Below are 25,617 nucleotides of genomic sequence, written 5' to 3'. Positions count from 1 at the left end.
ATGAAGTAAAATTAGTACCAACTCATAATAATTGATTATATAATCGATAAATGAAATGACGGATATAGGTTTTATAGGAATATAAGCCTTTTATTTAAAGGAGAGGTTGATATGAACGCTGGTGTTCTAGGAATTGGACGTTATGTACCAGAGAAAGTTGTAACAAATTTAGATCTTGAAAAAGTAATGGATACATCAGATGAATGGATTCGTACGCGCACAGGTATTCAAGAGCGCCGAATTGCAGACGATAACGAGGATACATCTGATTTAGCTTATAAAGCAGCAGTGGAAGCTTTACATAATGCTAACGTTGAAGCAGAAGACATTGACATGATCATTGTTGCTACGGTAACGCCAGATCAACCGTTTCCTACAGTATCATGTATGCTGCAAGAAAAATTGGGAGCAAAAAAAGCAGCTTCTTACGATGTGAGTGCAGCATGTGCAGGATTTATGTACGGCATGATTACAGCTAAGCAATTTATTGAAACTAATGCTTACAAGCATATATTAGTGGTCGGTGTAGAAAAGCTTTCTAAGATTACAGATTGGGACGACCGTAACACGGCTGTTTTATTCGGAGACGGAGCAGGTGCAGTTGTAATGGGACCTGTGTCAGAAGGACGAGGTATTTTATCCTTTGAACTAGGATCCGACGGTACGGGAGGCAAGCACTTGTATCAAAACGAGCTTGATCATATTGTCATGAACGGACGCGAAGTATTTAAGTTTGCTGTTCGACAAATGGGGGAATCTGCTGTTAATGTAATTGAAAAAGCAGGTTTAACAAAAGAGGATGTTGATTTTCTTGTACCTCATCAAGCGAATATTCGTATTATGGAAGCTGCAAGACAGCGATTAGACTTGCCTGAAGAAAAAATGTCTAAAACAATCCAATACTACGGCAATACATCAGCAGCATCGATTCCAATTTCAATTGTTCATGAGCTTGAAGCAGGGAAAATTCAAGATGATGATTTAATTGTAATGGTTGGCTTCGGAGGCGGCTTAACATGGGGAGCTATTGCCATTAGATGGGGAAAATAACACTACATTTTTAAAGCAACTGAAGGAGATGAATGTACGATGAATAAAAAACGTGTAGTTGTAACAGGACTTGGTGGGCTTACACCAATTGGAAACGACGTAGAAACAGCTTGGAAAAACGCAGTAGCAGGCGTATCTGGGGTTGGTCCTTTAACAAGACTAGATGCAGATGAATTCCCGGCTAAAGTAGCGGCTGAAGTAAAAGATTTTAACGTGGAAGATTTTATTGATCGCAAAGAGGCTCGTAAGATGGACCGCTTTACTCAATATGCAATGGTAGCTGCACTGGCTGCTGTTAAAGATGCTGATTTGACTATTACAGAAGAAATTGCTCCAAACGTCGGCGTTTGGATTGGTTCTGGAATTGGCGGTATGGAAACGTTTGAAAATCAATATTCAACGTTATTAGAAAAAGGTGCCCGCCGTGTAAGTCCATTCTTTATTCCGATGATGATTCCTGATATGGCAACAGGACAAGTTTCTATTGCTTTAGGGGCGAAAGGCGTGAACTCTTGTACGGTAACGGCATGTGCAACGGGTACAAATTCTATTGGTGATGCTTTTAAAGTCATTCAACGCGGAGATGCAGACGTGATGGTGACGGGCGGTACGGAAGCACCAATCACGCGTTTATCTATTGCTGGTTTCTGTGCGAATAAAGCACTTTCTACAAATCCAGATCCTGCAACAGCATCTCGTCCGTTTGATAAAGACCGCGACGGCTTCGTTATGGGAGAAGGTGCGGGGGTTATTGTGCTTGAAGAGCTTGAACATGCACTAGCGCGCGGCGCACGTATTTATGCTGAAATTGTGGGTTATGGTTCAACAGGAGATGCTCATCATATCACAGCGCCAGCTCCAGGAGGAGAAGGGGGCGTTCGTGCAATGCGTCATGCGATTGAAGATGCAGGTCTACAGCCAAGTGATATTGATTACATCAATGCTCACGGTACAAGTACAGGGTACAACGATAAATTTGAAACGATGGCTATTAAAGAAGTATTTGGTGACCACGCTCAAAAAGTAGCAATTAGTTCAACAAAGTCAATGACTGGCCACTTGCTAGGAGCTGCTGGTGGAGTAGAAGCTATTTTTAGTGTGAAAGCAATTCAAGACGGTATTCTTCCTCCAACAATTAACTATCAAACACCCGATGAAGAGTGCGATTTAGACTACATTCCAAACAAAGCGCGTAAGCAAGAAGTAAAAGCGGTGCTAAGCAACTCACTTGGATTTGGCGGTCACAATGCAACGATCATCTTTAAAAAATACGAAGCATAATGAAAAATTCTAGGCTGACGCCTAGAATTTTTTTTATTTTTAATAACCAAAAAAGTAGCTGTGAACATATCATGAAGCAAAAGGATGAAGAAAGAGAGGGGAAAACATGCCGATTGTTTCAACTTCTACTTGGACGGAGCCGAAAGAAATAAGCCGTTATCTTGCGCGCTATTTTAAGAAATTAAAAGAAAAAGAATATATGGAATTACTTTTTAACTATGGAATGTGTCCGCCTTCTTTAATGTTTATAAAAGAATTAGAAGAAATGAAGAAAAGGCAGGTTTGGAAGAAAGTAAAAGCACATTATGAAAAGCTTAAAAAAGCATGGAATGGGCCGGATGTAGCGGTGCTAGTGCTTCCAAGCAATCCTCGAAATCGAAAAATGCAGCGTGAATTTAACGGAAGAGCAGGTGTCGCTTTTACCGATAAATTATTTGTGTTTATGACAAGTCATACATCCGATGAAGAAATGTTAGCGGTGCTTACCCATGAATATCATCACGTTTGCAGGCTAAAAGCCATTAACAAATCTGATGAAACGATTACTTTGTTAGACGCTATGATGATGGAAGGGTTAGCTGAAAGAGCTGTAGAGGAATATTGTGGTAAAAAATATTTAGCTCCTTGGACAAATTATTATACCATTGAAGAAGCTAAAAAAATGTGGGAAAAGCATGTTAAACCTTATTACAATCTGCGCGCTGACGAAAAAAAATATGATCAACTGTTATTCGGCCAAAATTGGTATCCAGAAATGATGGGCTACAATATCGGTTATCATCTTGTTACTTCATGTATGAAGCCTCACACTTTAACTACTACCCAGCTGCTTCCTCTTAGTACCAATACTATCTTAAAAAAATCTGCGTTCCAACTGTAAAAAAATAAGTTCTATATACCTAAAACAAAAAATAGTAAATTTTATCCTGTTTTCAACAAAAAATTAGGAGATTTATGCGTTAAAGTGCTGAAGAGATATTCAAAAATCATTATTTTAAAAATAAAAAATATAATTAATTTTCAAAATATATTGATTTTGTAATGAAATTGTAATAATATCTTATTCAAATATAACAATTTTTAGAAAAATGAGGTGTGCACTATAAATGGATAAAAAGCCCGTCGAATCAACACCTTTACTAGAAGTAAAAAATTTACAAACTGCTTTTTCCATTAATGATTCCTGGCATAATGCTGTGGACGACGTGTCGTTTCAAGTCGGACGAAAGCGAATTGTAGGAGTTGTAGGAGAATCTGGCTGTGGAAAAAGCGTATTGTCTTTATCCGTTATTGGGCTATTACCTAAAGTAAATAGTCAAATTAGAAGCGGAAGCGTTGTATTTAACGGAAAGAATCTTACGCACTTATCAGAAGATGAGATGAATGATGTTCGAGGAAAAGACATCTCAATGATTTTCCAAGAACCGATGACATCTCTCAATCCTGTTTTAACCATTGGGTATCAGCTGCAGGAAGTATTGTTTAACCATATGAATATATCGAAAGCGGAAGCGCGTGAAAAAAGCATTGCGCTTTTAAAAAGCGTTGGTATTTCGAGATCCGAAAAGCTCATCGATGAATATCCGCATCAGCTGTCGGGAGGAATGAGGCAGCGCGTCATGATTGCCATGGCGGTAGCTTGTCAGCCTAAACTTTTAATTGCGGATGAGCCGACAACCGCCCTGGATGTTACGGTTCAAGCTCAAATTTTAGAATTGTTAAAAGAAATTCAAGAAAGCAATGATATGTCTATTATTATGATTACTCATGATTTAGGAGTCGTTGCTGAGATGTGTGATGAAGTGATTGTCATGTATGGCGGGAAAATTGTTGAGCATACAGATGTTGATACGTTATTTTATGCCCCAAAACATCCGTACACGAAAGCGCTTCTTCACTCAATTCCACGCATGGAAGATGATGTAGAAGTATTAAATACAATCAAAGGAATTGTGCCTTCTCTTGTAAACATGCCGCGGACAGGCTGTCGTTTCGTTAACCGATGTCCTCATGCAATGGAAGACTGTAGTTCCGTTACGCCTGTTCTTCGCCAGGATTCACAGGGGCATGACGTCGCATGTCTGCTGTATGAAAACAGCTATCCGTCAAAAGGAGTGAAGACAAGCTAATGACTAAAGCGGTGAAAGATGTATTGCTAGAAGTTCAGCATTTAAAAACCTATTATCCTATTCACGGGGGATTTTTCCGAAAGAAAATTGGTGATGTAAAAGCAGTTGACGGTATTTCTTTTGCGATTCGAAAAGGAGAAACGCTCGGTCTGGTAGGAGAATCTGGCTGTGGAAAATCCACGGCAGGAAGGACGATTCTAAGACTGCTGGAACCAACTAGCGGAAAAATTATTTTCGATGGTAAAGATATCACAGAAGTAAAAGGAACTTCTCTTCGTAAAATCAGACAAGATTTCCAAATGGTTTTTCAAGATCCCTATGCTTCCCTCAATCCAATGCAAATGGTTGGAGATGTTATTTCTGAACCAATTCGGAATTTTACAGGAAAATCAACCAATCAATTAAAATCAGAAGTTATGAATCTACTTACAAAAGTAGGATTACCGGAAGATGCATACTATAAATATCCTCACGAATTTTCCGGTGGACAGCGTCAGCGGATTGGAATTGCACGTGCACTTGCACTTCGTCCAAAACTTATTATTGCTGATGAACCGGTGTCGGCACTTGACGTTTCTGTCCAATCACAAGTTTTAAACCTTCTTAAAGAACTTCAACAAGAATTCGACCTAACCTTTTTATTTATTGCCCATGATTTGAGTGTTGTTAAACATATGAGTGACCGTATCGGTGTTATGTACCTAGGCGGTTTAGTGGAAATTGCTGATAAGAAAAGCCTATACGCAGAGCCATTGCACCCTTATACGCAAGCGCTTGTATCGGCTATACCTGAACCAGATCCACGAAAGAAAAAACAGCGTATTATTTTACAGGGAGATGTGCCAAGTCCAATTGATCCGCCAAAAGGCTGTGCGTTTCATCCTCGCTGTATACATGCCATGGCAGAGTGCAGCCAAACGAAACCTGCCTTAAAGGAGGTGAGACCTGGCCATCAAGTAGCTTGCCATTTATATAACTCGTAAAAGCTACATACGAACAGATTATTAGTTAAATAGGGGGAACGTCATGATGAAAAAGAAATCGTTTTTATCACTTGTTTCCATTTTGCTTGTGCTATCGCTTTTTCTAGCGGCATGCAGCGGTGGAAGCAGTTCTTCATCTTCTAGTAATAAAGAAGGCGGAGAAGCAAAAACTGAAGGTGCAAAAACAGACAAGCCAAAAGATGGCGGAACGATTACGTATGGGATTGATGGAGCGCCGGAAGGAGTATTTGATTTTAGTTTTTATCAAGGTGAATACGACGCTAACGTTCTGCAGTTCATTAATGAAGGCCTTTATGATTACAATAAAGACATAAAAATTCAGCCGAACTTAGCGACTTGGAAAATTAGTGACGATAAATTAACGTATACCTTTAAATTAAAAGAAGGTGTTAAATGGCATAACGGTGATGAGCTAACAGCCGATGACTTTAAGTATACGTACGAGACAATAGCAAATAAAGATTACACAGGGCCGCGTTATGCCAACGTAGAAATTATTAAAGGTGCTCAAGAATACCACGATGGCAAAGCAGACTCTATCTCTGGAGTAGAAGTTGTTGATCCTCATACGTTTAAAGTAACGTTTAAAGACGTTCGAGTAAATAATCTAGACACGTTGTGGGCATATCCAATGCCAAAGAAATATTATGAAGGTATTGCTGTGAAGGACCTTCAAGAGTCGAAAAAAGTTCGTCAAGAGCCAATTGGTGTAGGTCCTTTTAAAGTGAAAAAAGTAGTACCTGGAGAGTACGTGGAATTAGAGCGTAATGATGACTATTGGCAAGGAAAGCCTCACTTAGATAAAGTTATCGTGAAAGTTATTGATCCATCTGTTGCTGCCGGAGCCTTAAAGAAAAATGAAATTGATGTATTAAGTGTACGCCCAGCAGATTTAGGACAAATCAACAAATTAGATAACATTGATCTTCTTGAAGGAAAAGCATCTATTTATTCTTATATAGGTCTTCGTTTTGGTCATAGAGATAAAGAAAAAGGTATTAGCGTAGATGATTATGATAAGTTCAAAGATAAAAAAGTGCGTCAAGCGCTCATGTATGCCTTAAATCGACCAGCAATGATTAAAGCATTCATGAATGATAAAGCTACGGTGTCAAATACGGTTATTCCATCTGTTTTCTGGTTAGCGGCAGATCAAAAGGACTTAAACCAGTATAAATATAACCCAGAAAAAGCTAAAAAACTATTAGCAGAAGCAGGTTATAAAGATGTAAATGGAGATGGATTTGTTGAAGATCCAGACGGTAAGCCATATAAGATTTCGTTTGGACATTACGCTGGCCCAGCAAACTTTGAGGGACGTGCAAAAGCTATTATTCAAGCATGGAATGATATTGGTGTAAAAACGGAATTAGCGTCGGGTTCATTGATTGAATTTAACTTATACAATGAAATGAAAGAAAACGATGACAAATCGTTAGATGCATTCTTTGGATCATGGGGCACAGGGTATGATCCAGACCCAAGTATTACATGGGGATCAAATGCAGAGTGGAACCATGGTCGCTGGATTAACAAAGAATCTGACCAGCTGATTAAAGACTCGTTAAGTGAAAAAGCATTTGATGATAAATATCGTAAAGATGTATCTGTGAAGTGGCAGAAGTTATTTAACGAAGAGCTTCCAGCACTTCCTTTATGGGAAAATGTTAACATTTATGCCGTTAATAAACGTCTGAAAAATGTAACGATGGATCCAGACACAATCATTCTAGATTCACATAAGTGGTCTGTGACAGAATAATGTAAAAGAAGGAGAATCAACGATGCTACAATACTCATTAAGACGTATTTTAGGAATGATTCCTATGTTGATTCTAATCTCCTTTGTCGTTTTTTCCCTGGCAAAAATGATGCCAGGGGACCCTTTTGGGGGCATGATTGACCCAAGTAAAACAGATCCAAAATATATCGAAGAGATGCGCGATAAGCTTGGATATAATGATCCTATTTATGTACAGTATTGGAATTGGATCAAAGGGGTGCTTCAAGGAGATCTTGGAAAATCAACAACACATAAGTTGCCGACACTTGAAATTATAAAAGAACGTATGCCTAATACTATATTTTTAGCACTAACTTCGTTGTTTATTACGTATATATTTGCTTTTATACTGGGGATGTATGCAGGTAAAAAACCGTATACCTTAGGAGATAATTTAATTGCAGGGTATAACTATTTTGCATTAGCAGTTCCATCGTTCATTGCTGGAATTGTCGGGATTTATTTCTTTTCTTTTCAGCTAGATTGGTTTCCATTTAGCGGTTCAGTCGAAGTTGGATTGGAAAAAGGAACGTGGGCATATATACAAAGCAGAATACATCATGTGATTCTTCCAGCTTTAATACTAGGGCTGATGTCAACTGCTCAATATACGCAGTTTTTACGCAATGATATTATTGAAAACAGCCGCAAAGATTTTGTGCGCACGGCTCGAGCCAAAGGAACAAAAGAATCTAAAATTTATAATGTTCATATCTTACGTAACTCAATGATTCCACTTATTACATTTTTAGGGTTTGACCTTGTAACGGTAATTGGAGGCGCTATTATTACAGAAACGATTTTTACATACCCAGGTATTGGCATGTTATTTGTAGAATCTGTGTCTACTAGGGATTATTCTGTGATGATGTCACTAACGATGCTATTTTCAGTACTTACACTACTTGGAAATTTACTTGCAGATGTGTTATACGGCGTAGCAGATCCGCGTATTCGTTTGGATTAGGAGGAGAAAGAATGGAAATTGTAACGAAAAAAGATGTACAGCCAGAAGTGAATATGAAAGCTCCTAAAAATCTTTCTCCATGGGCGATTGCGCGAAAGAAGTTTGTAAAAAATAAACTAGCTATGATCAGTTTAGCTTTCATGGTTGTGATTACGCTTCTTGCCATTTTTGCACCGCTGTTTACAAAAGCAGATATTACACGTATCGACTATATGGCGATGAATGCAGCGCCTTCAAGTGAGCATTGGTTTGGAACGGATACAAATGGGCGAGACGTATTTGCGCGTACGCTTTATGGAGGAAGAACTTCGTTACTGATTGGAATTGCTTGTACAACACTTGTTATTTTAATCGGTACTCTTATTGGTTCAGTTGCCGGTTATTACGGAGGAAAAGTGGATCAATTCTTAATGCGTTTTACAGACTTTGTCTTAAACTTCCCTCTCATTGTTTTCGTTGTGGTGTTAAATACAATCCTAATTGGAAAAATCTCAGGGGTTTGGACGTTAATTCTAGTTGTTAGTTTTTTAAGCTGGGGAAGTACGGCACGGCTAGTCCGAAGTAAAGTCTTGGCTGAAAAAGAAAATGAATATGTACTTTCAGCTGTCTCCATTGGGTGCAGCCCGTTTAAAATCATCTTCAAACATTTGCTGCCAAATGTGTTTTCAACGATTGTGGTTCAAGCCAGTTTGCAGATGGCCATCCTTATCGTGTTTGAGTCAGCGATTAGCTTTATCGGTTTTGGCGTGCCGGCTGATACGCCGAGCTGGGGGAATATGCTGACAGAAGCAAGGGAATCAGATGTGCTGCAGAATAAGCCTTGGATGTGGGTTCCGCCAGGTTTAGCTATTACATTTACGATCCTGGCTATCAACTTCATTGGTGAAGGATTAAAAGATGCTTTAAATCCAAAATCTCTTCGTTAAAAATCTATCACAAAAGTGTGATAGATTTTTTTTAGGTTTGTCAGACCTCCTGACAAACCTATTACTATAGAAGAAACTCGGATTTTTTCTGCTTATAGGGGTGGATATAGTTCATGAAGCCTTTAGCAATCATTAGCACTGGCGTTATGTCTGAGCTTCGAAATAAGTGCATTTGCATAATAGCCAAAAACGAAGGTATTTTACAATTAATTTTTAGAAAAATAACATCATTTGGAATAAAAATTCCTTTCTCTGCCTATACTGATGGATAACAAACAGATAGTAAGTGAGGGGTAAATTATGCTATATCTTCATGATGTATGGGTTAATTGGTTTGAAGGCGAAGAAAACGGTTATAATGTGTGTCATTTCCATGAGTGGAGAAAAGACGATTGTGTAGAACTGCTCGATCAAGCACCGTTATTAAAAGTAAATCCGCTTTTATTTCATTACATTGAAAATGATCTTTCCGAGCTACCTCAACAACTACTACAAGATGTCTATCAGAAAGCATACATTCGGAAAAATCATGAGCGCACGCAGGTTGAATATTGTTTTATTGTTACAGATGGAACGAATATTTTAGCAATTGATACGATGGGCTATCATATCCCAATTCGAAAAAGCCGCTTAATTCCAAGACAAGAACAGTTAGTTTATGAGATGATTGCGGATCAAGAAGAGCTAGAATATAAGTTCAGTGAAGACGAGCTAACTAAAAAAGAGCATCATATTCTTTCGCCGTCTCCTGAAACGATGAGAGGGCTAACACGTAAAGAACGTCAGCTAAAACAGCTGTTATTTATGGCACTTGATCAGCTACATACAACAAAAAATACAGCTCAAATCCGCTACTGGTACACAGAGTGGAATCCAACGAAATACGAAGACATTCAAGAGATGCCGTTTCAAGACGTATGGAATCAGCTATACGATGAAACGAAGTCAGGGTGGTCACCGAAACATAAATTATTATGCGAGCGCTTAGTAAAAGGACAACCTTTCTTTGAAAAACTTTGGGAAATTGAACAAGAGCCAAAAGTGAATTAAAAAAACGACTGCATAGCAGTCGTTTTTTTTTAACGTTTACGGCCAATTCCCATTGCGTTTCGCATTTTGCGAAGCATTTTATTAGCCGTTGCATTTGCTTTATCGGCACCTTGATCTAAAATATCATCTAACTCGCTAGAATCAACTAATTCATAATATCTTTCTTGAATTGGAGCAAGTGCTTCAGCTACTACTTTAGCTGTGTCAGCTTTAAAGTCACCATAACCTTTGCCTTCGTACATTGCTTCAATGTCTTCGATTGATTTATTTGCTAGGATTGAATAAATGCTTAATAAGTTTGAAATACCTGGCTTATTTTCTTTATCGTAGCGAACAATACCTTCTGAATCCGTTACGGCACTTTTGATTTTCTTTTCAATCGTTTTAGCGTCATCCAAGAGCGTAATAAAAGCTTTTTGGTTTGGATCGGACTTGCTCATTTTTTTCGTAGGATCTTGAAGAGACATGACGCGTGCGCCCACTTTTGGAATACGTACTTCAGGAATAGTGAAGATATCATTGTATTTTTTGTTAAAGCGCTCAGCTAAGTCACGCGTTAATTCTAAATGCTGCTTTTGATCTTCACCAACTGGAACCAAATCGGTGTTGTATAAAAGAATATCAGCTGCCATTAGTGGAGGATAAGTTAATAATCCTGCTGATACTGCTTCTTTTCCAGCGGACTTATCTTTAAACTGAGTCATACGCTCAAGTTCACCGATATACGCTACGCACTGTAACATCCATCCTGCTTCCGTGTGGGCGGGCACTTCTGATTGAATAAATAAAGTTGATTTTGCTGGATCAATTCCTACTGCTACATACAGAGCAGCAAGGCTGCGAATGTTTTTACGAAGTGCTAAACGGTCTTGAGGCGCTGTAATTGCATGCTGATCTACAATACAAAAATGACAGTTATAGTCATGTTGAAGTTCAACAAATTGCTTCATCGCTCCAATGTAGTTACCTAAAGTGATTGTACCGCTTGGTTGAATACCTGAAAAAATTGTTTTCATCAAATCTTCCTTTCATCTGCACATATATGATGCTAGTTTACGTATACAACATAAAAAGGCCCATCCGCTCCTAGCATAAGCTAGGGGCGAATGGACCGCGTTGCCACCCTAATTAGCACACATTATTGTGAACTATCTTTATTCATGTAACGTTGAGATCAACGTTCAAGCTTTGCACTTGAAAGCTCCAAAGTCCATTCTGCAGGTTTCAATGTTTGTTCTCACCAGCCACAAACTCTCTAAAAATGAAAATTCTGCATACTACTCTTTTTCACAGCTTTAATTATATAGTTATTCGTTATTATAACGCGAAAAAGCAGGAATTTAAACATCTTATCGCTAAAAAGTTTTATAAGACAATTTACTGGAATTTTTCTTCGGCAAAAAAAGACAAGAACCTTTTAATTAAAGCATTTCTTGATGAAAATTTGGTGGAGGATTTGGTAAAAATCTTTTATTTAGTATTTCTAATGCCTTTGTAATACTATTGTAATACCTATACTACAAAAAAGATTTTAGACGTCTGACAAGTAGGCACAATCCTTATAAGATAAGGTTTTTTCCCTCATGACAAAAAAATACCATTAAATAATAGTATTGCAATAAATTTTTAAAATATTTATAATAGGCGTAACAAACATATTTTTTACAAAGGTATTACAATTTCTTAATTTTTTCAGAAAAAACAAAATAGCCAATGTTTTGTTTCAATTAGCGAATTTTGTAATGAATGAGTCTTCTACATATTAAGCGCATACATTGGATTTACAGCATGTAAACAATTGATGACAGTTTCATAGGGTAGAAGAATAATTTTGCAGTGAGGTCTTTAGCACTCTACTACGTGAAAAAATAACTGATTATTTTGTATTGAAAGAGGATTAAGAAATTAGTGCATATCAAAAAAATATGGTTGCCACACAAACAAAATTTAATAGGGGGTAACACGCAATGAAGAAAAGGTTGTCAATTCTTTTCAGTTTGCTGCTTGTAATGAGCTTGTTTTTAGCTGCATGTGGATTTAACAAAGAATCTGGTGGCAGTGAAAATGCTAGCAGTGATGGCGGCGACAAGAAAAAAGAGCAAGAGCTTCGCGTAAACATTAAAACTGAGCCTTTCTCACTGAACCCAGGCTTAGCTAATGATTCAACGTCATCAAACGTATTATTACAAACATTTGAAGGTTTAACTCGTATTGGTAAAGATGGAAAACCTGAAAATGCCATGGCGAAAGATGTAAAGGTCAGCGATGATCAAACTAAATATACGTTTACGATTCGCGACGATGCAAAATGGTCAAATGGTGACCCTGTAACAGCAAAAGATTTCGAATATGCATGGAAATGGGCGTTAGATCCTAAAAACGAATCTCAATATGCATATCAATTATACTATGTTAAAAATGCACAGGCTGCTAATGAAGGAAAAGGTTCATTAGATGATGTTGCCGTTAAAGCAACAGATGATAAAACGCTTGAGGTAACATTAGAAAACCCAACGCCATATTTCTTAGAATTAACAGCTTTCTATACGTACTTCCCAGTGAATACGAAAATTGCTGAATCAAATGAAAAATGGTACACAAATGCAGGCGAAAACTATACGTCAAACGGTCCTTTCAAGCTTAAAACTTGGAAACATAACGACAAAATTGAGTTAGTTCCTAATGAAAACTATTGGGATAAAGATGCTGTAAAACTTAAAAAAGTTGAAATGTACATGATCAATGATAACAACACTGAACTTTCAATGTTCAAAAACGGTGAATTAGACTGGGCGGGTATGCCTACCGGTCAATTACCAGCTGATGCACTTCCTGAATTAAAGAAAGACGGTTCATTAAACATTCAAGAGATTGCAGGTACTTACTGGTACAAGTTTAATACAGAACAAAAACCTTTAGACAATGTGAACATTCGTAAAGCATTAGCTTATGCAATTGATCGTAAAGGTATTACAGAACAAATTACAAAAGACGGTTCAGTTCCAGCGATGGCGGCTGTACCACCAACAATGTTTGAAGATAACAAAAAAGGCTACTTCAAAGACAATGATGTGAAAAAAGCAAAAGAATATTTAGAAAAAGGCTTGAAAGAAATGGGCCTTAAAGATGCTTCAGAACTACCAGCAATTAAGGTTTCATACAACACGGATGAAAAACATGCAAAAATTGCACAAGCTGTTCAAGATATGTGGAAGAAAAACCTTGGTATTAAAGTACAGTTAGACAACTCTGAGTGGGCTGTTTACATTGAAAAGTTACACCAAGGAGATTATCAAGTTGGGCGTATGGGCTGGTTAGGAGACTTTAACGATCCAATCAACTTCCTAGAGTTATTCCGTGACAAAAAAGGCGGAAACAATGATACAAACTGGGAAAATCCAGAATATAAAAAGTTATTAATTGACTCTCAAAAAGAAACAGATCCTAAAAAACGTCAGGCAATGTTGAAAAAAGCAGAAGGTATCTTCATGGATGAAATGCCAGTGGCACCAATCTACTTCTACACAAATGCTTGGGTACAAGACAAGCAGCTGAAAGATGTTGTGATGTCTGGTCTTGGAGACATTCAGATTAAGTGGGCTCATTTTGAGTAAGTAACATCAATTATGACAAAGGGTATATGGGGCCTGGTGCTCCATATACTTTTCTTTCTTGTGCGCGAATTTTGTAAAAATATGGAGGTGTGTCAGGGTGTTCAAATATATAGGAAAACGACTTATTTATATGTTTCTATCATTATGGCTGATCGTAACAGCGACCTTTTTCTTAATGCGTGCTGTTCCAGGAGGTCCATTCACATCAGAAAAGCAGCTTCCCCCTGAAATTCAAAAAAATCTAAATCAGTATTACGGTTTAGATCAGCCTTGGTACCATCAGTACTTTGATTACTTAACATCAATTTTAAAGTGGGATTTTGGTCCATCTTTCAAATATAAAGGCCAAACGGTAAATGATTTGATTAACGGCGGATTCCCTGTTTCATTCATGCTAGGGATGGAAGCTATTTTAATAGCGATTGCTATTGGCGTAGTACTAGGTGTTATTGCTGCTTTAAAACATAATAAATGGCAAGATTACACGGCGATGGTTATTGCAGTTCTAGGAATCTCAGTTCCAAGTTTTATCATGGCAGCGGTATTACAATACGTTCTGGCTATGAAACTACAAATTTTTCCGGTTGCACGCTGGGAATCTTGGGCACACACGGTGTTACCAGCTCTCGCGCTTGCTTCAACCCCTATGGCGTTTATCGCACGATTAACTCGGTCGAGTATGCTTGAAGTATTAAGCAATGATTATATTCGTACAGCGAAAGCAAAAGGTTTAAGCAGAGGCGTTATTACAGTTAAGCACGCCATGCGAAATGCGATGCTTCCAGTCGTATCCTATATGGGACCTTTAGTAGCAGGGATTTTAACGGGTAGCTTTGTTATTGAAAAAATATTTGGTATCCCTGGATTAGGTTCACACTTTGTACTCAGTATCTCAAACCGAGATTATACAACGATTATGGGCGTAACGGTGTTCTACAGTATTTTACTACTTGTATGTATCCTGCTTGTAGATATTGCATACGGCTTTATTGATCCTCGAATTAAACTTACAGGTGCTAAGAAAGGAGAGTAACTATGCAGCAACTTCCGAAAATTCCTAAAGAAATGTTTGAAACAGCAGGGATTGACCATGCTCAAGCAGAAAAGATTGAAAAACCGAGTCTTTCGTTCTGGCAAGATGTTTTTATTCGTTTTCGCAAAAATAAGCTTGCTATGTTTGGTGTAGTACTAATGGTTCTCCTTGTTTTTATGGCGATATTTGGTCCATTGATGGTGAAATACGATTATGCAACCAATGATTTATTGAATGCCAATCAGGCACCATCTTCTGAGCACTGGTTTGGTACAGATGAATTAGGGCGCGATGTGTTTGCTCGTACGTGGGAAGGCGCTCGTATTTCATTATTTATCGGGTTAGCAGCAGCTTTAATTGATTTATTCATCGGCGTAGTTTGGGGAAGCATCTCTGGATACCGCGGCGGCCGTACGGATGAAACAATGATGCGTGTTGCGGATATCTTATATGGTGTTCCTTACCTTTTACTGGTTATTATTTTAATGGTTATGCTTGGCCAAGGGTTAGGCACGATGATCTTGGCGATGACCATTACCGGCTGGATTAACATGGCCCGTATTGTACGTGGACAAGTATTGCAGTTGAAAAACCAAGAGTACGTAATGGCTTCACAAACATTAGGAGCAACAACAAAGCGTATTTTATTTAAACATCTTATTCCGAATGCAACAGGTCCAATTTTAGTAACAATGACACTAACGATTCCTTCAGCAATCTTTACAGAAGCATTTTTAAGCTACTTGGGACTAGGCGTTCCGGCACCGCTTGCAAGCTGGGGAACAATGGCTTCAGAAGGCTTACCTGCTTTGGAATACTATCCTTGGCGCTTATTTTTCCCAGGTTTGTTTATCTGTTTAACAATCTTAGCGTTCAACGTAATTGGTGATGGATTACGAGATGCGTTAGATCCAAAACTACGTAAGTAAGGAAGTGAACTCATATGTCACGTTTATTAGAAGTAAAAAATTTAGCTGTATCATTTAAAACATATGGCGGAGAAGTTCAAGCTGTTCGCGGCGTTAACTTCCACTTAAATAAAGGTGAAACGCTAGCAATTGTTGGTGAGTCAGGATCTGGTAAAAGTGTAACTTCACAAACAATCATGCGCCTTATCCCGATGCCTCCTGGCCGAATTAAAAGCGGTGAAATGCTGTTTGACGGCATTGATTTAGCAAAGAAAACGGATAAAGAAATGGAAGCTATTCGCGGTAAGGATATCGGTATGATTTTCCAAGATCCAATGACTTCTTTAAATCCAACAATGAAAGTTGGAGCTCAAATTGGTGAAGTCGTAATCAAGCATTCCAAAGTATCTAAAGCGGAAGCGAAAAAACGTGCAGTCGAGTTATTAACGCTTGTAGGCATTCCTTTTCCAGAACAGCGTGTGAATCAATATCCGCATGAATTCAGCGGAGGGATGAGACAGCGTGTTGTCATTGCGATGGCTCTTGCTTCTAATCCGAAATTACTGATTGCTGATGAACCAACAACGGCGCTTGATGTAACAATTCAAGCTCAAATTTTAGAGTTGATGAAAGACATTCAGAAAAAAACGGATACATCTATTATCTTTATCACCCATGATCTTGGTGTAGTAGCAAATGTAGCAGATCGAGTAGCCGTTATGTACGCTGGTCAAATTGTTGAAACGGGCACAGTGGATGAAGTGTTTTACGACCCAAAACATCCGTATACGTGGGGACTCCTAGCTTCTATGCCAAGCTTAGATAACGAGGCGGAAGAAGAGCTGGCTGCTATTCCTGGAACGCCGCCAGATTTAACGAATCCTCCAAAGGGAGATGCATTTGCAGCGCGAAATCCGTACGCAATGAAAATTGATTTTGAGCAAGAACCTCCAATGTTCAAAATATCGGATACGCACTATGCAAAAACATGGCTCTTACATCCGGATGCACCAAAAGTAGAGCCGCCTGCTTCAGTTCAGCGCCGCATGCGTAAAGTTGATAATGTATACAGTACACCTGTACTCGTAGCGAAGGATGGTGAATAACATGACAGATAAATTATTAGAGATTAAAGGCTTAAAGCAACATTTTTTCACAAGTAAAGGAACAATTAAAGCGGTTGATGGTCTGACGTTTGACATCTTCCGCGGAGAGACGTTAGGTCTTGTAGGTGAATCTGGTTGCGGAAAGTCAACGACAGGCAGAACGATTATTCGTTTATATGACGCTACTAGCGGTGAGGTGCTATTTAATGGCGAAAATGTACATGGTCGCAAATCTCGCTCGGAGCTTAAAAAATTCAATCGTAAAATGCAAATGATTTTCCAAGATCCATATGCGTCACTTAACCCTCGTATGACCGTAGCAGATATCATAGCAGAAGGCATTGACATCCACGGTTTAGCTAAGACGAGAAAAGAGCGTATGGCAAAGGTTCACGAGCTTCTTGAAACAGTGGGGCTCAACAAAGAACATGCAAATCGCTATCCACATGAGTTTAGTGGCGGCCAGCGTCAGCGTATCGGTATCGCAAGAGCACTGGCAGTAGAACCTGATTTTATCATCGCAGATGAACCAATCTCAGCTTTGGATGTATCTATACAAGCTCAAGTTGTTAACTTAATGAAGAAGTTACAGCGTGAACGTGGACTAACCTATTTATTTATCGCCCATGATTTGTCAATGGTAAAATACATTAGTGACCGCATCGGCGTTATGTACAGAGGTAAGATTGTAGAGCTTGCACCAAGTGATGAACTTTATCGAAACCCTGTTCATCCATATACAAAAGCGTTGCTTTCAGCTATTCCGCTTCCCGATCCTGACAGTGAAAAAACGCGTCAGCGCAAAATTTATGATCCAAGTATCCATGATTATAACGGTGAAGAACCGGAGCTTAGAGAAGTATCTCCAGGTCACTACGTGTCTTGTTCTCAAGCAGAGTTTGCCGCATATACAACCTAACAAAAACGATCTCACAACGAGGTCGTTTTTTATTTAGTTATCAAAGAACGCTAAACTTTAAATTGGAAAAAACATGTAAGAACAAGTGACATTAGCGCTTTACAGGTATTATACAATACAGGATTAGAAAATACTATTAAAAATTTTCAGAATTTTATATTTAAGACAAAATATCTATGTTAAAACCTTATAACTAAAGGAATATAAATGATTAATAATGTTGTGTGTTGAATAATAATTCATAAATATAAAAGAAGGTAGACGTATGCCTACCTTCTTTTTATAAATCTGCTAAGATATCGCCGTCTTTACGATTTTTGTCAATTTTTAATACTTGATCTGCCGGCTGATAAGACGCACCATATATTTCTTTGTCTTTGTAAGTATGAATTAACTCGTACGTTTTTTTCATTTTATTTAAAATGCTTTCCTCTGTTTCAGAGGTAGGAGACCAGTATAGAATTTCCATCTGATTAACTTCATTTGTAGCTAATGAGCGGCGGTTATAGCCGATTGTTTGAGCATGCTTAAAGTCTGCACGTTTATAAAAATGCAGTCTTTTTGCTGAGTCTGAATCTTTATAGTCTATAGGCTCTACTTCTAGGATAATTGGTTTGTTATGTTGTTTTAACTCATCAATTAATTTACCGCCAAGCCCTTGACCTCTAGCGTCTTTTGAAACAAAGAGGTAATCAATAAAGATAAATTGGTCTGTTTCCACGTACATTAATACGTGATGAGGTCCTTCATTTTTATGATAAATATCGCTGCGTTCTTGTAAAAGCGTTTCGATATGCTTCTTTGATTTCATTTCTTCAATGGGAAAATATTGACTTAGTTTTTCATACCAATTCATAGCACCCTCCTACTGATCTTTTCATGATGATGTTCATAATAGTGTTTAAACAGTTATCTTATCTTTACCCTTTTTAGGGAAAAGTAAGCATCTATAATTGAAAATAAGGAAAAATAATAGATTTATTATTCTTAATAGTTAGAAAATTATAGCAGAATAAGAACATATAATGTAAAAAATGGTTTTTATTATATTTTTATTGTAAGTTTATTTGTGAAAATCACAAAAAACTATCGCATTTTTTGTGATTTTTGATAAAATGAACAAAGTGAAGTTTTTTTAATATTGTATTTTATAGATGTGATAGCGGTAAAAATGCAGGTGTGGAACTTGCAATATCAGATTTTTAGTACATACACTGCCTAGAATTATTTGTTTGAAAAATAAGTTAATTAGCCGCTATTAAATGAAATGGACATGTTAGGAGAGAGAATTATGCAAGGGAACACGCAAGAAAAAGAATTAAGCCGTGGACTTGAGGAAAGACATATTAGCTTAATGTCTTTAGGCGCAGCTATCGGAGTTGGACTGTTTTTAGGTTCTGCATCCGCTATTCGGTTAGCAGGTCCTGGTATTCTTATCATGTATGGAATCAGTGGTCTTATTATGTTTTTTATTATGAGAGCGTTAGGTGAAATGGCAGTACAAAATCCAGTAGCCGGTTCTTTTAGCAAGTATGCTAACGATTATTTGGGACCACTCGCTGGTTATTTAACAGGCTGGAACTACTGGTTTATGTGGATTATTACATGTATGGCTGAAATTACAGCCGTTGGAGTATATATGGATTTTTGGTTCCCGGGTGTGCCCCAGTGGATATGGGCACTTGCAGCGCTCGTTATCATGACAGGCGTTAACTTTTTAGCTGTAAAAGCATATGGTGAACTAGAGTTTTGGTTTTCTCTTATTAAAGTAGTAACGATTATCCTTATGATTGTGCTTGGTCTAGGCATGATTATCTTTGGAATTGGAAATGGCGGCATTGCAACAGGAATCAGTAATTTATGGAATCACGGTGGCTTTTTCCCGAATGGTATGAAAGGTGTTCTTCTATCACTTCAAATGGTTATGTTTGCTTACCTCGGTATTGAAATGATTGGGGTAACAGCAGGAGAGGTGAAAAATCCGGAAAAGACGTTAACAAAAGCAATTGATAATGTACTGTGGAGAATTTTGATTTTTTACATCGGAGCTTTGTTTGTTATTATGTCTATTTATCCTTGGCCAGAGATCGGAACACAAGGAAGCCCATTTGTTTTAACATTTGATAAAGCTGGAATTCCCGCTGCAGCAGGGATTATAAACTTTGTAGTGTTAACAGCGGCTTTATCTTCTTGTAACAGTGGGATTTTTAGTACAGGCCGTATGTTATTTAATTTAGCTCAGCACGGGGAAGCACCAAAACGCTATGCCAATTTAACAAAAGGCGGCGTGCCTGGTGCAGCAGTTATTGCTTCAGCTGTTGTACTGCTACTCGGAGTTGGCTTAAACTATGTTGTTCCTGATAAGGTGTTCACGTGGGTGACAAGTATCGCTACTATTGGAGCGATTTGGACATGGGGAATTATTTTACTTTCTCAAATTCGCTTCCGCAGAGGATTAAGTGATCAGCAGGTAAGTGATTTAAAATATAAGCTTCCGTTCTTCCCTTATACGTCGTATCTCGCTCTTGCTTTCTTAGCGGGGGTAGTAGTGGTGATGGGTTTCTCCTCTGATACAAGAATAGCCCTTATTGTAGGTCCGATATGGTTTATTTTGTTGGTTATTATTTACTATTCAAAAGGTTTTCATAAAAGATAAAAAATAAGGCTGAGACAAACCTATTTTTGTTGAAGGGAAATCCGAACGCGTTGAATTCTTGATTAAGAATCTAACGCGTTCGGATTTTTTTGTTTGTAGGGTGAACGTAGGTTTACTGTATGTAGGGGCTTCTAGCTGTTGATTGGAGGACAAGGCGAAGACTTCTGCGGGAAAAGCGAGACAGGCTCACCGCCCGCCCGCGGAAAGTGAAGTCTTGCATGGAAATGAACAGCGGTGTCACAAGCGCAATCCACACGAGCTCATATATCCCGTCTGTTCATCTATAGATGAATGGAGTTATGTCTCAGCCGCATTTTTTCCCAAAAGAAAATGAAGGATTTATTATTTCACTTTTTGCTTTAGTGTGCTAATATATTATATTGTTAAACAAATGAAGAAATAAATAATTTCTATGTTTTAATAGATTAGCATCGAGCTTTCTATGTCAAAAGTTTAAGCTTTTAGAAAGCAAAAGGAGACACAGCAAATGAAAGACAAAAAATGGGGACTTTGGTTTTTAACAGCCTTTGTAGTTGGTAATATGGTAGGCGGCGGAGTATTTATGCTTCCTTCTAATTTAGCAAACGTATCAAGTCCAATTGGTTCAACACTTGCTTGGATTGCAACAGGTCTTGGCGTGTTCATGATTGCTCTTGTGTTCGGGAACTTAGTTATGAGAAAGCCTGAATTAAAAGGAGGGCCTCAAAGTTATGCAGCGAACCTTTTTTCATCGCCTAAAGCAGGTAAAGTAGCTGGGTATAGCATGGCTTGGGGTTATTGGGCAGCAAACTGGGCTGCAACAGCATCTGTCATCATATCGTTTGCGGGATATTTAACAACGTTCTTTCCAGTAATGGAGAGTAAGGATATTTTATTTTCAGTCGGAGATTTTCAATTAGAAACTGGGAAATTTATTACGTTTTTAGTATGTTCTGTTGTATTATGGGGAATTCAAGCTATTTTGCAGCGAGATATCAATAGCGCCGGTAATATTAACTTTATCACAACGGCAGCTAAAATTATTGGATTCGGTTTATTTATTGTTGTGGCGCTATCGCTATTTAGCGCATCCAACCTCGTCAGTACAGAATTTGTTAATTCAAAGGGTATAAATGTAGGATTAGGAAGTCAGGTCAATGGAGCAGCCATTGCTACGCTGTGGGCATTTATCGGAATTGAATCAGCTGTACTGTTATCTAATCGTGCAAAATCACAAAAAGTAGTAAAGAAAGCAACGCTGCTTGGATTATTAATCTCAATGGTTATCTATGTGGGGATTACGCTTCTAGCTATGGGGATTCTTTCGACAGCTCAGCTTCAGCAGTCTCAAAAGCCTTTGGTAGATACGTTAGAAATGGTTATTGGACATAAAGGTGCTTACGTAATGGCCATTTTAGCACTTATATCTTTATTAGGTTCTACTGTTGGATGGATTGTTGTTAGTGCAGAAGTTCCTTATCAAGCAGCAAAATCAGGGTTGTTTCCACAGTGGTTTGCTAAAACGAATCAGAACAATAGTCCAGCCCGCTCACTAACATTAACAAATGGCTTAACACAGTTGTTTTTGTTTGCGACTATTTCAGGCACAGTTTCGCAAGCCTATAATTTCGCTATCGTTGTAGCTACTCTTGCCTATTTAGTTCCTTATTTCGTGACGACAGTTTATCAATTAAAGCTTATTGTGACGGGTGAGACGTACGACACGATTAAAGGATCGCGAGTAAAAGACGGAATTATTGCTTCGTTAGCACTTATTTATTCGCTATGGGTGATTAAGACAGGGACAGCTGATTTAAAAACATTTTTCCTAGGTATTGGATTATTTGTAATCGGGCTTTTACTGTATCCTATCTTAATGAGACGCGGAAAAAGCACATCAGCTATTAAATAAATAAGAGATTATCTCAAAAGCTTTGCAGAAAAGTCATTTCTTCTGCAGGGCTTTTTTAGTGACTGAAAAGTTCGAGGAATTTGTGAAAGAAAAAAATAATAAAAAAAATGAAACTAATCTACAGGTTTATTCGTAATAGTAGTGTGGTAAATAAATAATGAAGAAAATCGGTAATGAAAATAATGACAGTGAAGGAACGAACTAATGTACTAGTTCACTTTAAAAAGTATATCATTCCGATGAAGTTTATAGTATAATGCAAATAGATATTATTTTTTAAAAGTAATTATAAAGTAGTATCGATTTTCATTATCAGTCATTAAATATTTACACTCGTTGAAGTTTGTATAAAACAACATGATTTACAGTTCATGTTTTGAATGTTATGACCGATTATGATAGAAGGAGTGAAGGAGTAAATGGTTACATTATATACATCACCAAGTTGTACATCTTGTCGTAAAGCGAAAGCTTGGTTAGAGGAAAATGATATTGGATATACAGAGCGTAATATCTTTTCAGAGCCGTTATCAATCGATGAGATTAAAGAAATTTTACGTATGACAGAAGATGGAACAGATGAAATCATTTCAACACGTTCGAAAACTTTCCAAAAACTAGACGTTCAGGTAGACGCTATGCCTTTACAAGATTTGTATGAATTAATTCAGCAAAATCCTGGCTTATTGCGCCGTCCGATTATTATTGATGAAAAACGTCTACAAGTTGGTTATAATGAAGACGAGATCCGTCGTTTCTTACCACGTAAAGTGCGTACTTTCCAACTTCGCGAAGCTCAAAGACTTGTGAATGGTTAATTTTTATATTTGTCTGTTTAAGATTTAAATACGAAACCAACCAAGTAACGTTTGCTTGAAGTTGGTATATAAAAAATAAGCAGCAGGGAGCCAAATGGCCTCTGCTGCTTATTTTTTGTCGAAATAGCAGGGAAAATGAAGTATATATGTAATTAATAAAGAAAGAGAGTAATTAAACATATAAAAGTGGTGGTGAACGGATTGGAGCTTTTACAGCTAAAATATTTCCAAGTAGTTGCTAGACTAGAACATATCAGCAAAGCGGCTGAAGAGCTATACGTATCTCAGCCTGCGCTCAGCAAAACGATTTCACAGTTGGAAAAAGAGCTAGGCATTCGTTTGTTTGATCGAAACGGTAAATACATTAAATTAAATCGGTACGGTAAAGCGTTCTGTTCCAAAGTAGAACGTGCTTTAAAAACATTAGAAGACGCAAAGCATGAGCTAAAGGATATGTCGAACGATCCATGTGAAGAAATTCGTCTTGTTGTGTTAGCTAGTTCACATTTACTTCCAGAGCTATTAAGCAGGTTTCGTGAGCAATATCCTCAGGTGCGTTTTCGGCTAATGCAGCATTTGACTAATAGCTATTCACAGCCTGATTTTGATTTATGTATTTCAGCTTTTCCATTAACAACCCGTCAGATCGAACATACTCCTTTACTTCGTGAATCGATTTTGCTTGCAGTCCCTCTTGATCATCATTTAGCCAAGCAATCACGTGTAAAGTTAAATGAACTTAAAAATGAGAAATTCATTGTGCTAAAGAAAGGGAAAGAGCTAAGAAAAATAACGGATGCGATTTGTAAGGAACAGAATTTTGTACCTCAAATTACGTTTGAAAGCGATGATCCAGCAACAGTGAGAGGTTTGATTAGAGCAAAGCAAGGAATAGGTTTTATTCCTGAAGTGACGTGGGGAGGTTCTACAGGAAAGGATGTAAAACTGCTAAAAATTGAAGAAGAAACATTTGAACGTACAATCTTTTTAACTTGGAACAATGGAGGCTACGTGACGGATTTACAACAAATCTTCAGGCAGTTTGTGATTGATTATTTTAAACATTTACCCTCGGATATGCCTCATGAATACATATAAGAATCATGACTAAATGTCATGGTTTTTATTTCTTTTTCGAATAAATCTAAAATGAACAGTAGAGAAAAACTGCATTATGTCATTTTTGATATAAGTATATAACTAAAAATGCATAGGTTATTCAACTTTTTTCCTTTACACTATTTTTAAACCATAAAGTAAACGCTTTCAATAATGGGTTGGGGAGGAAGTAATATGATAATCTTCGGTGTAGCGCTGCTGTCTATTTGCATGTTAATAGGAGTAATTGTAGGGGACGCATTAGGAGGGCTGATGGGAGTAGAAGCCAACGTTGGGGGAGTAGGGGTATCCATGCTTCTTCTTGTACTAGCGGTGGATTATTTAAAGAAGAAAAATAAGCTCCAAGTAAAATCCGAAGAAGGCATTGCTTTTTGGGGAGGAATTTATATTCCTATCGTGGTAGCGATGTCTGCACAGCAAAATGTTGTAGCTGCTCTTGATGGAGGAGGCATGGCGATTCTTGCAGGGGTGGTAGTAGTCGTAGTAGGCTTTTTATCCATACCATTTATCAGCAGAATAGGAGAGAAAGCGAAGGTGAATGAACAAGAAATAGAGCTTTCTATTTTACCTAAGGAGCAGATAAAATGATGAATATGATTAAAGAAGGATTAGAAAATAACGGACTGATTACGGCATTTGCTATTATTGGGATTGTCATGTATATTGCTTATTTTTTATCAGATAAATTAACAAAAGGAAGAGTTCACGGATCTGCTATTGCTATTATGTTTGGGTTAATCCTTGCTTATATCGGTGGAATGAATACAGGAGGAGAAAAAGGGATTTCTGATATACAGTTATTTTCAGGAATTGGTTTAATGGGCGGGGGGATGCTGCGAGATTTTGCCATTATTGCTACTGCGTTCGGTGCCAATTTTAGCGAAGTCAAAAAAACGGGAATCAGCGGGATTACGGCTTTGTTTTTTGGGGTTTTCTATTCCTTTGTACTAGGTGTAATTATTGCTCTTTGTTTTGGGTATAGAGATCCCGTTGCTTTGACTACAATTGGAGGAGGAGCTGTGACCTATATTGTGGGACCGGTTTCTGGAACTGCGATTGGAGCCTCTTCTGATATTATCGCGTTAAGTATAGCTGTAGGATTAATTAAATCCATTTCAGTTATGATTTTGACACCGATATTTGCTAAGAAAATCAAATTAAACAACCCTCGTACAGCAATGATCTATGGAGGAGTTATGGGGACGACGAGCGGTGTAGCAGCTGGTTTAGCGGCGACAGATGTAAAACTTGTACCTTACGGAGCCATGACAGCTACATTTTATACAGGTCTTGGTTGCTTACTCGTACCATCTATTCTTTTTTTACTCACAGAGATTATTTTTTAAGTGTACAAAGTGTTTTA

General features: G+C 37.8%; 23 protein-coding genes and 1 other annotated feature. Of the genes, 21 read left to right on the top strand and 2 right to left on the bottom strand.

Features of this window, described 5'->3' with window-relative positions; translation table 11 throughout:
- The first annotated feature begins 111 nt into the window (after positions 1-111).
- The 10 genes from AC1VNJ_RS11430 (at position 112) to AC1VNJ_RS11385 (ending at position 10,190) form a co-directional block, all read left to right on the top strand.
- Entirely contained in the window at positions 112-1,050 is a 939-nt protein-coding gene (locus tag AC1VNJ_RS11430; RefSeq protein WP_482640813.1) for a beta-ketoacyl-ACP synthase III, read from the top strand.
- 39 nt (positions 1,051-1,089) lie between these two features.
- Complete coding sequence (gene fabF / locus AC1VNJ_RS11425) at positions 1,090-2,331, top strand: beta-ketoacyl-ACP synthase II (RefSeq protein WP_013055405.1); 1,242 nt, start codon at positions 1,090-1,092, stop codon at positions 2,329-2,331.
- A 106-nt stretch (positions 2,332-2,437) separates the two neighbouring features.
- Positions 2,438-3,211 (top strand): DUF2268 domain-containing putative Zn-dependent protease, encoded by a 774-nt coding sequence (locus AC1VNJ_RS11420; protein WP_016763040.1) that lies wholly within the window; start codon positions 2,438-2,440, stop codon positions 3,209-3,211.
- Between the two features lie 226 nt (positions 3,212-3,437).
- Positions 3,438-4,460 (top strand): ABC transporter ATP-binding protein, encoded by a 1,023-nt coding sequence (locus tag AC1VNJ_RS11415; RefSeq protein ID WP_098113540.1) that lies wholly within the window; start codon positions 3,438-3,440, stop codon positions 4,458-4,460.
- Complete coding sequence (locus AC1VNJ_RS11410; protein WP_048021971.1) at positions 4,460-5,443, top strand: ABC transporter ATP-binding protein; 984 nt, start codon at positions 4,460-4,462, stop codon at positions 5,441-5,443. The genes AC1VNJ_RS11415 and AC1VNJ_RS11410 overlap by 1 nt, the downstream gene beginning before the upstream one ends.
- A gap of 43 nt (positions 5,444-5,486) precedes the next feature.
- A complete protein-coding gene (gene opp4A, locus AC1VNJ_RS11405) occupies positions 5,487-7,226 on the top strand; it encodes an oligopeptide ABC transporter substrate-binding protein (RefSeq protein ID WP_482640812.1) in 1,740 nt (579 codons plus the stop codon).
- Positions 7,227-7,248: 22 nt separating this feature from the next.
- The gene (gene opp4B, locus AC1VNJ_RS11400) at positions 7,249-8,214 is read left to right on the top strand and encodes an oligopeptide ABC transporter permease (RefSeq protein WP_482640811.1); all 966 of its coding nucleotides are present in this window, start codon (positions 7,249-7,251) and stop codon (positions 8,212-8,214) included.
- A gap of 11 nt (positions 8,215-8,225) precedes the next feature.
- Positions 8,226-9,140 (top strand): oligopeptide ABC transporter permease, encoded by a 915-nt coding sequence (gene opp4C / locus AC1VNJ_RS11395; RefSeq protein WP_482640810.1) that lies wholly within the window; start codon positions 8,226-8,228, stop codon positions 9,138-9,140.
- 113 nt (positions 9,141-9,253) lie between these two features.
- Positions 9,254-9,412, top strand: a complete 159-nt coding sequence (locus tag AC1VNJ_RS11390) for a hypothetical protein (RefSeq protein ID WP_482640809.1) — start codon at positions 9,254-9,256, stop codon at positions 9,410-9,412.
- Between the two features lie 28 nt (positions 9,413-9,440).
- Positions 9,441-10,190, top strand: a complete 750-nt coding sequence (locus AC1VNJ_RS11385) for a YjbA family protein (RefSeq protein WP_028412368.1) — start codon at positions 9,441-9,443, stop codon at positions 10,188-10,190.
- Positions 10,191-10,219: 29 nt separating this feature from the next.
- Here AC1VNJ_RS11385 and trpS read toward each other — a convergent pair whose 3' ends face one another.
- Positions 10,220-11,209 (bottom strand): tryptophan--tRNA ligase, encoded by a 990-nt coding sequence (gene trpS / locus AC1VNJ_RS11380; protein WP_028412367.1) that lies wholly within the window; start codon positions 11,207-11,209, stop codon positions 10,220-10,222.
- A 76-nt stretch (positions 11,210-11,285) separates the two neighbouring features.
- Positions 11,286-11,490, bottom strand: a binding site (T-box leader).
- Positions 11,491-12,157: 667 nt separating this feature from the next.
- Between trpS and AC1VNJ_RS11375 the strand changes: the two genes are divergently transcribed.
- The 5 genes from AC1VNJ_RS11375 to AC1VNJ_RS11355 all read left to right on the top strand — a co-directional run bounded on the left by AC1VNJ_RS11375 (position 12,158) and on the right by AC1VNJ_RS11355 (position 17,770).
- Positions 12,158-13,804 carry a peptide ABC transporter substrate-binding protein gene (locus tag AC1VNJ_RS11375; RefSeq protein WP_014461587.1) on the top strand — a complete coding sequence of 549 codons (1,647 nt, stop codon included), beginning with the start codon at positions 12,158-12,160 and terminating at the stop codon, positions 13,802-13,804.
- 97 nt (positions 13,805-13,901) lie between these two features.
- Complete coding sequence (locus tag AC1VNJ_RS11370) at positions 13,902-14,837, top strand: ABC transporter permease (protein ID WP_028412365.1); 936 nt, start codon at positions 13,902-13,904, stop codon at positions 14,835-14,837.
- 2 nt (positions 14,838-14,839) lie between these two features.
- Positions 14,840-15,766, top strand: coding sequence for an ABC transporter permease (locus AC1VNJ_RS11365; RefSeq protein WP_014461585.1), 927 nt, complete (start codon positions 14,840-14,842; stop codon positions 15,764-15,766).
- 14 nt (positions 15,767-15,780) lie between these two features.
- Positions 15,781-16,851: an ABC transporter ATP-binding protein gene (locus AC1VNJ_RS11360; protein WP_028407470.1), complete on the top strand. Its 1,071-nt coding sequence runs from the start codon at positions 15,781-15,783 to the stop codon at positions 16,849-16,851.
- Position 16,852: 1 nt separating this feature from the next.
- Positions 16,853-17,770, top strand: coding sequence for an ABC transporter ATP-binding protein (locus AC1VNJ_RS11355; protein WP_028412364.1), 918 nt, complete (start codon positions 16,853-16,855; stop codon positions 17,768-17,770).
- 280 nt (positions 17,771-18,050) lie between these two features.
- Here AC1VNJ_RS11355 and AC1VNJ_RS11350 read toward each other — a convergent pair whose 3' ends face one another.
- Complete coding sequence (locus tag AC1VNJ_RS11350) at positions 18,051-18,626, bottom strand: GNAT family N-acetyltransferase (protein ID WP_028412363.1); 576 nt, start codon at positions 18,624-18,626, stop codon at positions 18,051-18,053.
- A 435-nt stretch (positions 18,627-19,061) separates the two neighbouring features.
- Between AC1VNJ_RS11350 and AC1VNJ_RS11345 the strand changes: the two genes are divergently transcribed.
- The 6 genes from AC1VNJ_RS11345 to madM all read left to right on the top strand — a co-directional run bounded on the left by AC1VNJ_RS11345 (position 19,062) and on the right by madM (position 25,600).
- Positions 19,062-20,426 carry an amino acid permease gene (locus AC1VNJ_RS11345; RefSeq protein ID WP_028412362.1) on the top strand — a complete coding sequence of 455 codons (1,365 nt, stop codon included), beginning with the start codon at positions 19,062-19,064 and terminating at the stop codon, positions 20,424-20,426.
- A gap of 487 nt (positions 20,427-20,913) precedes the next feature.
- Positions 20,914-22,317, top strand: coding sequence for an amino acid permease (locus tag AC1VNJ_RS11340; RefSeq protein WP_033578046.1), 1,404 nt, complete (start codon positions 20,914-20,916; stop codon positions 22,315-22,317).
- Between the two features lie 419 nt (positions 22,318-22,736).
- The gene (gene spxA / locus AC1VNJ_RS11335; protein WP_013055422.1) at positions 22,737-23,135 is read left to right on the top strand and encodes a transcriptional regulator SpxA; all 399 of its coding nucleotides are present in this window, start codon (positions 22,737-22,739) and stop codon (positions 23,133-23,135) included.
- Between the two features lie 201 nt (positions 23,136-23,336).
- Entirely contained in the window at positions 23,337-24,233 is an 897-nt protein-coding gene (locus tag AC1VNJ_RS11330; protein WP_033578047.1) for a LysR family transcriptional regulator, read from the top strand.
- A 195-nt stretch (positions 24,234-24,428) separates the two neighbouring features.
- Positions 24,429-24,842 (top strand): malonate transporter subunit MadL, encoded by a 414-nt coding sequence (madL, locus tag AC1VNJ_RS11325; protein ID WP_033578048.1) that lies wholly within the window; start codon positions 24,429-24,431, stop codon positions 24,840-24,842.
- Complete coding sequence (gene madM / locus AC1VNJ_RS11320) at positions 24,839-25,600, top strand: malonate transporter subunit MadM (protein WP_049162932.1); 762 nt, start codon at positions 24,839-24,841, stop codon at positions 25,598-25,600. Before madL ends, madM begins: the two co-directional genes overlap by 4 nt.
- Positions 25,601-25,617 lie beyond the last annotated feature (17 nt).

The sequence above is a fragment of the Priestia sp. 3CA3 genome, from assembly GCF_056836725.1.
This window is presented reverse-complemented; position numbering and strand designations above follow the sequence as displayed.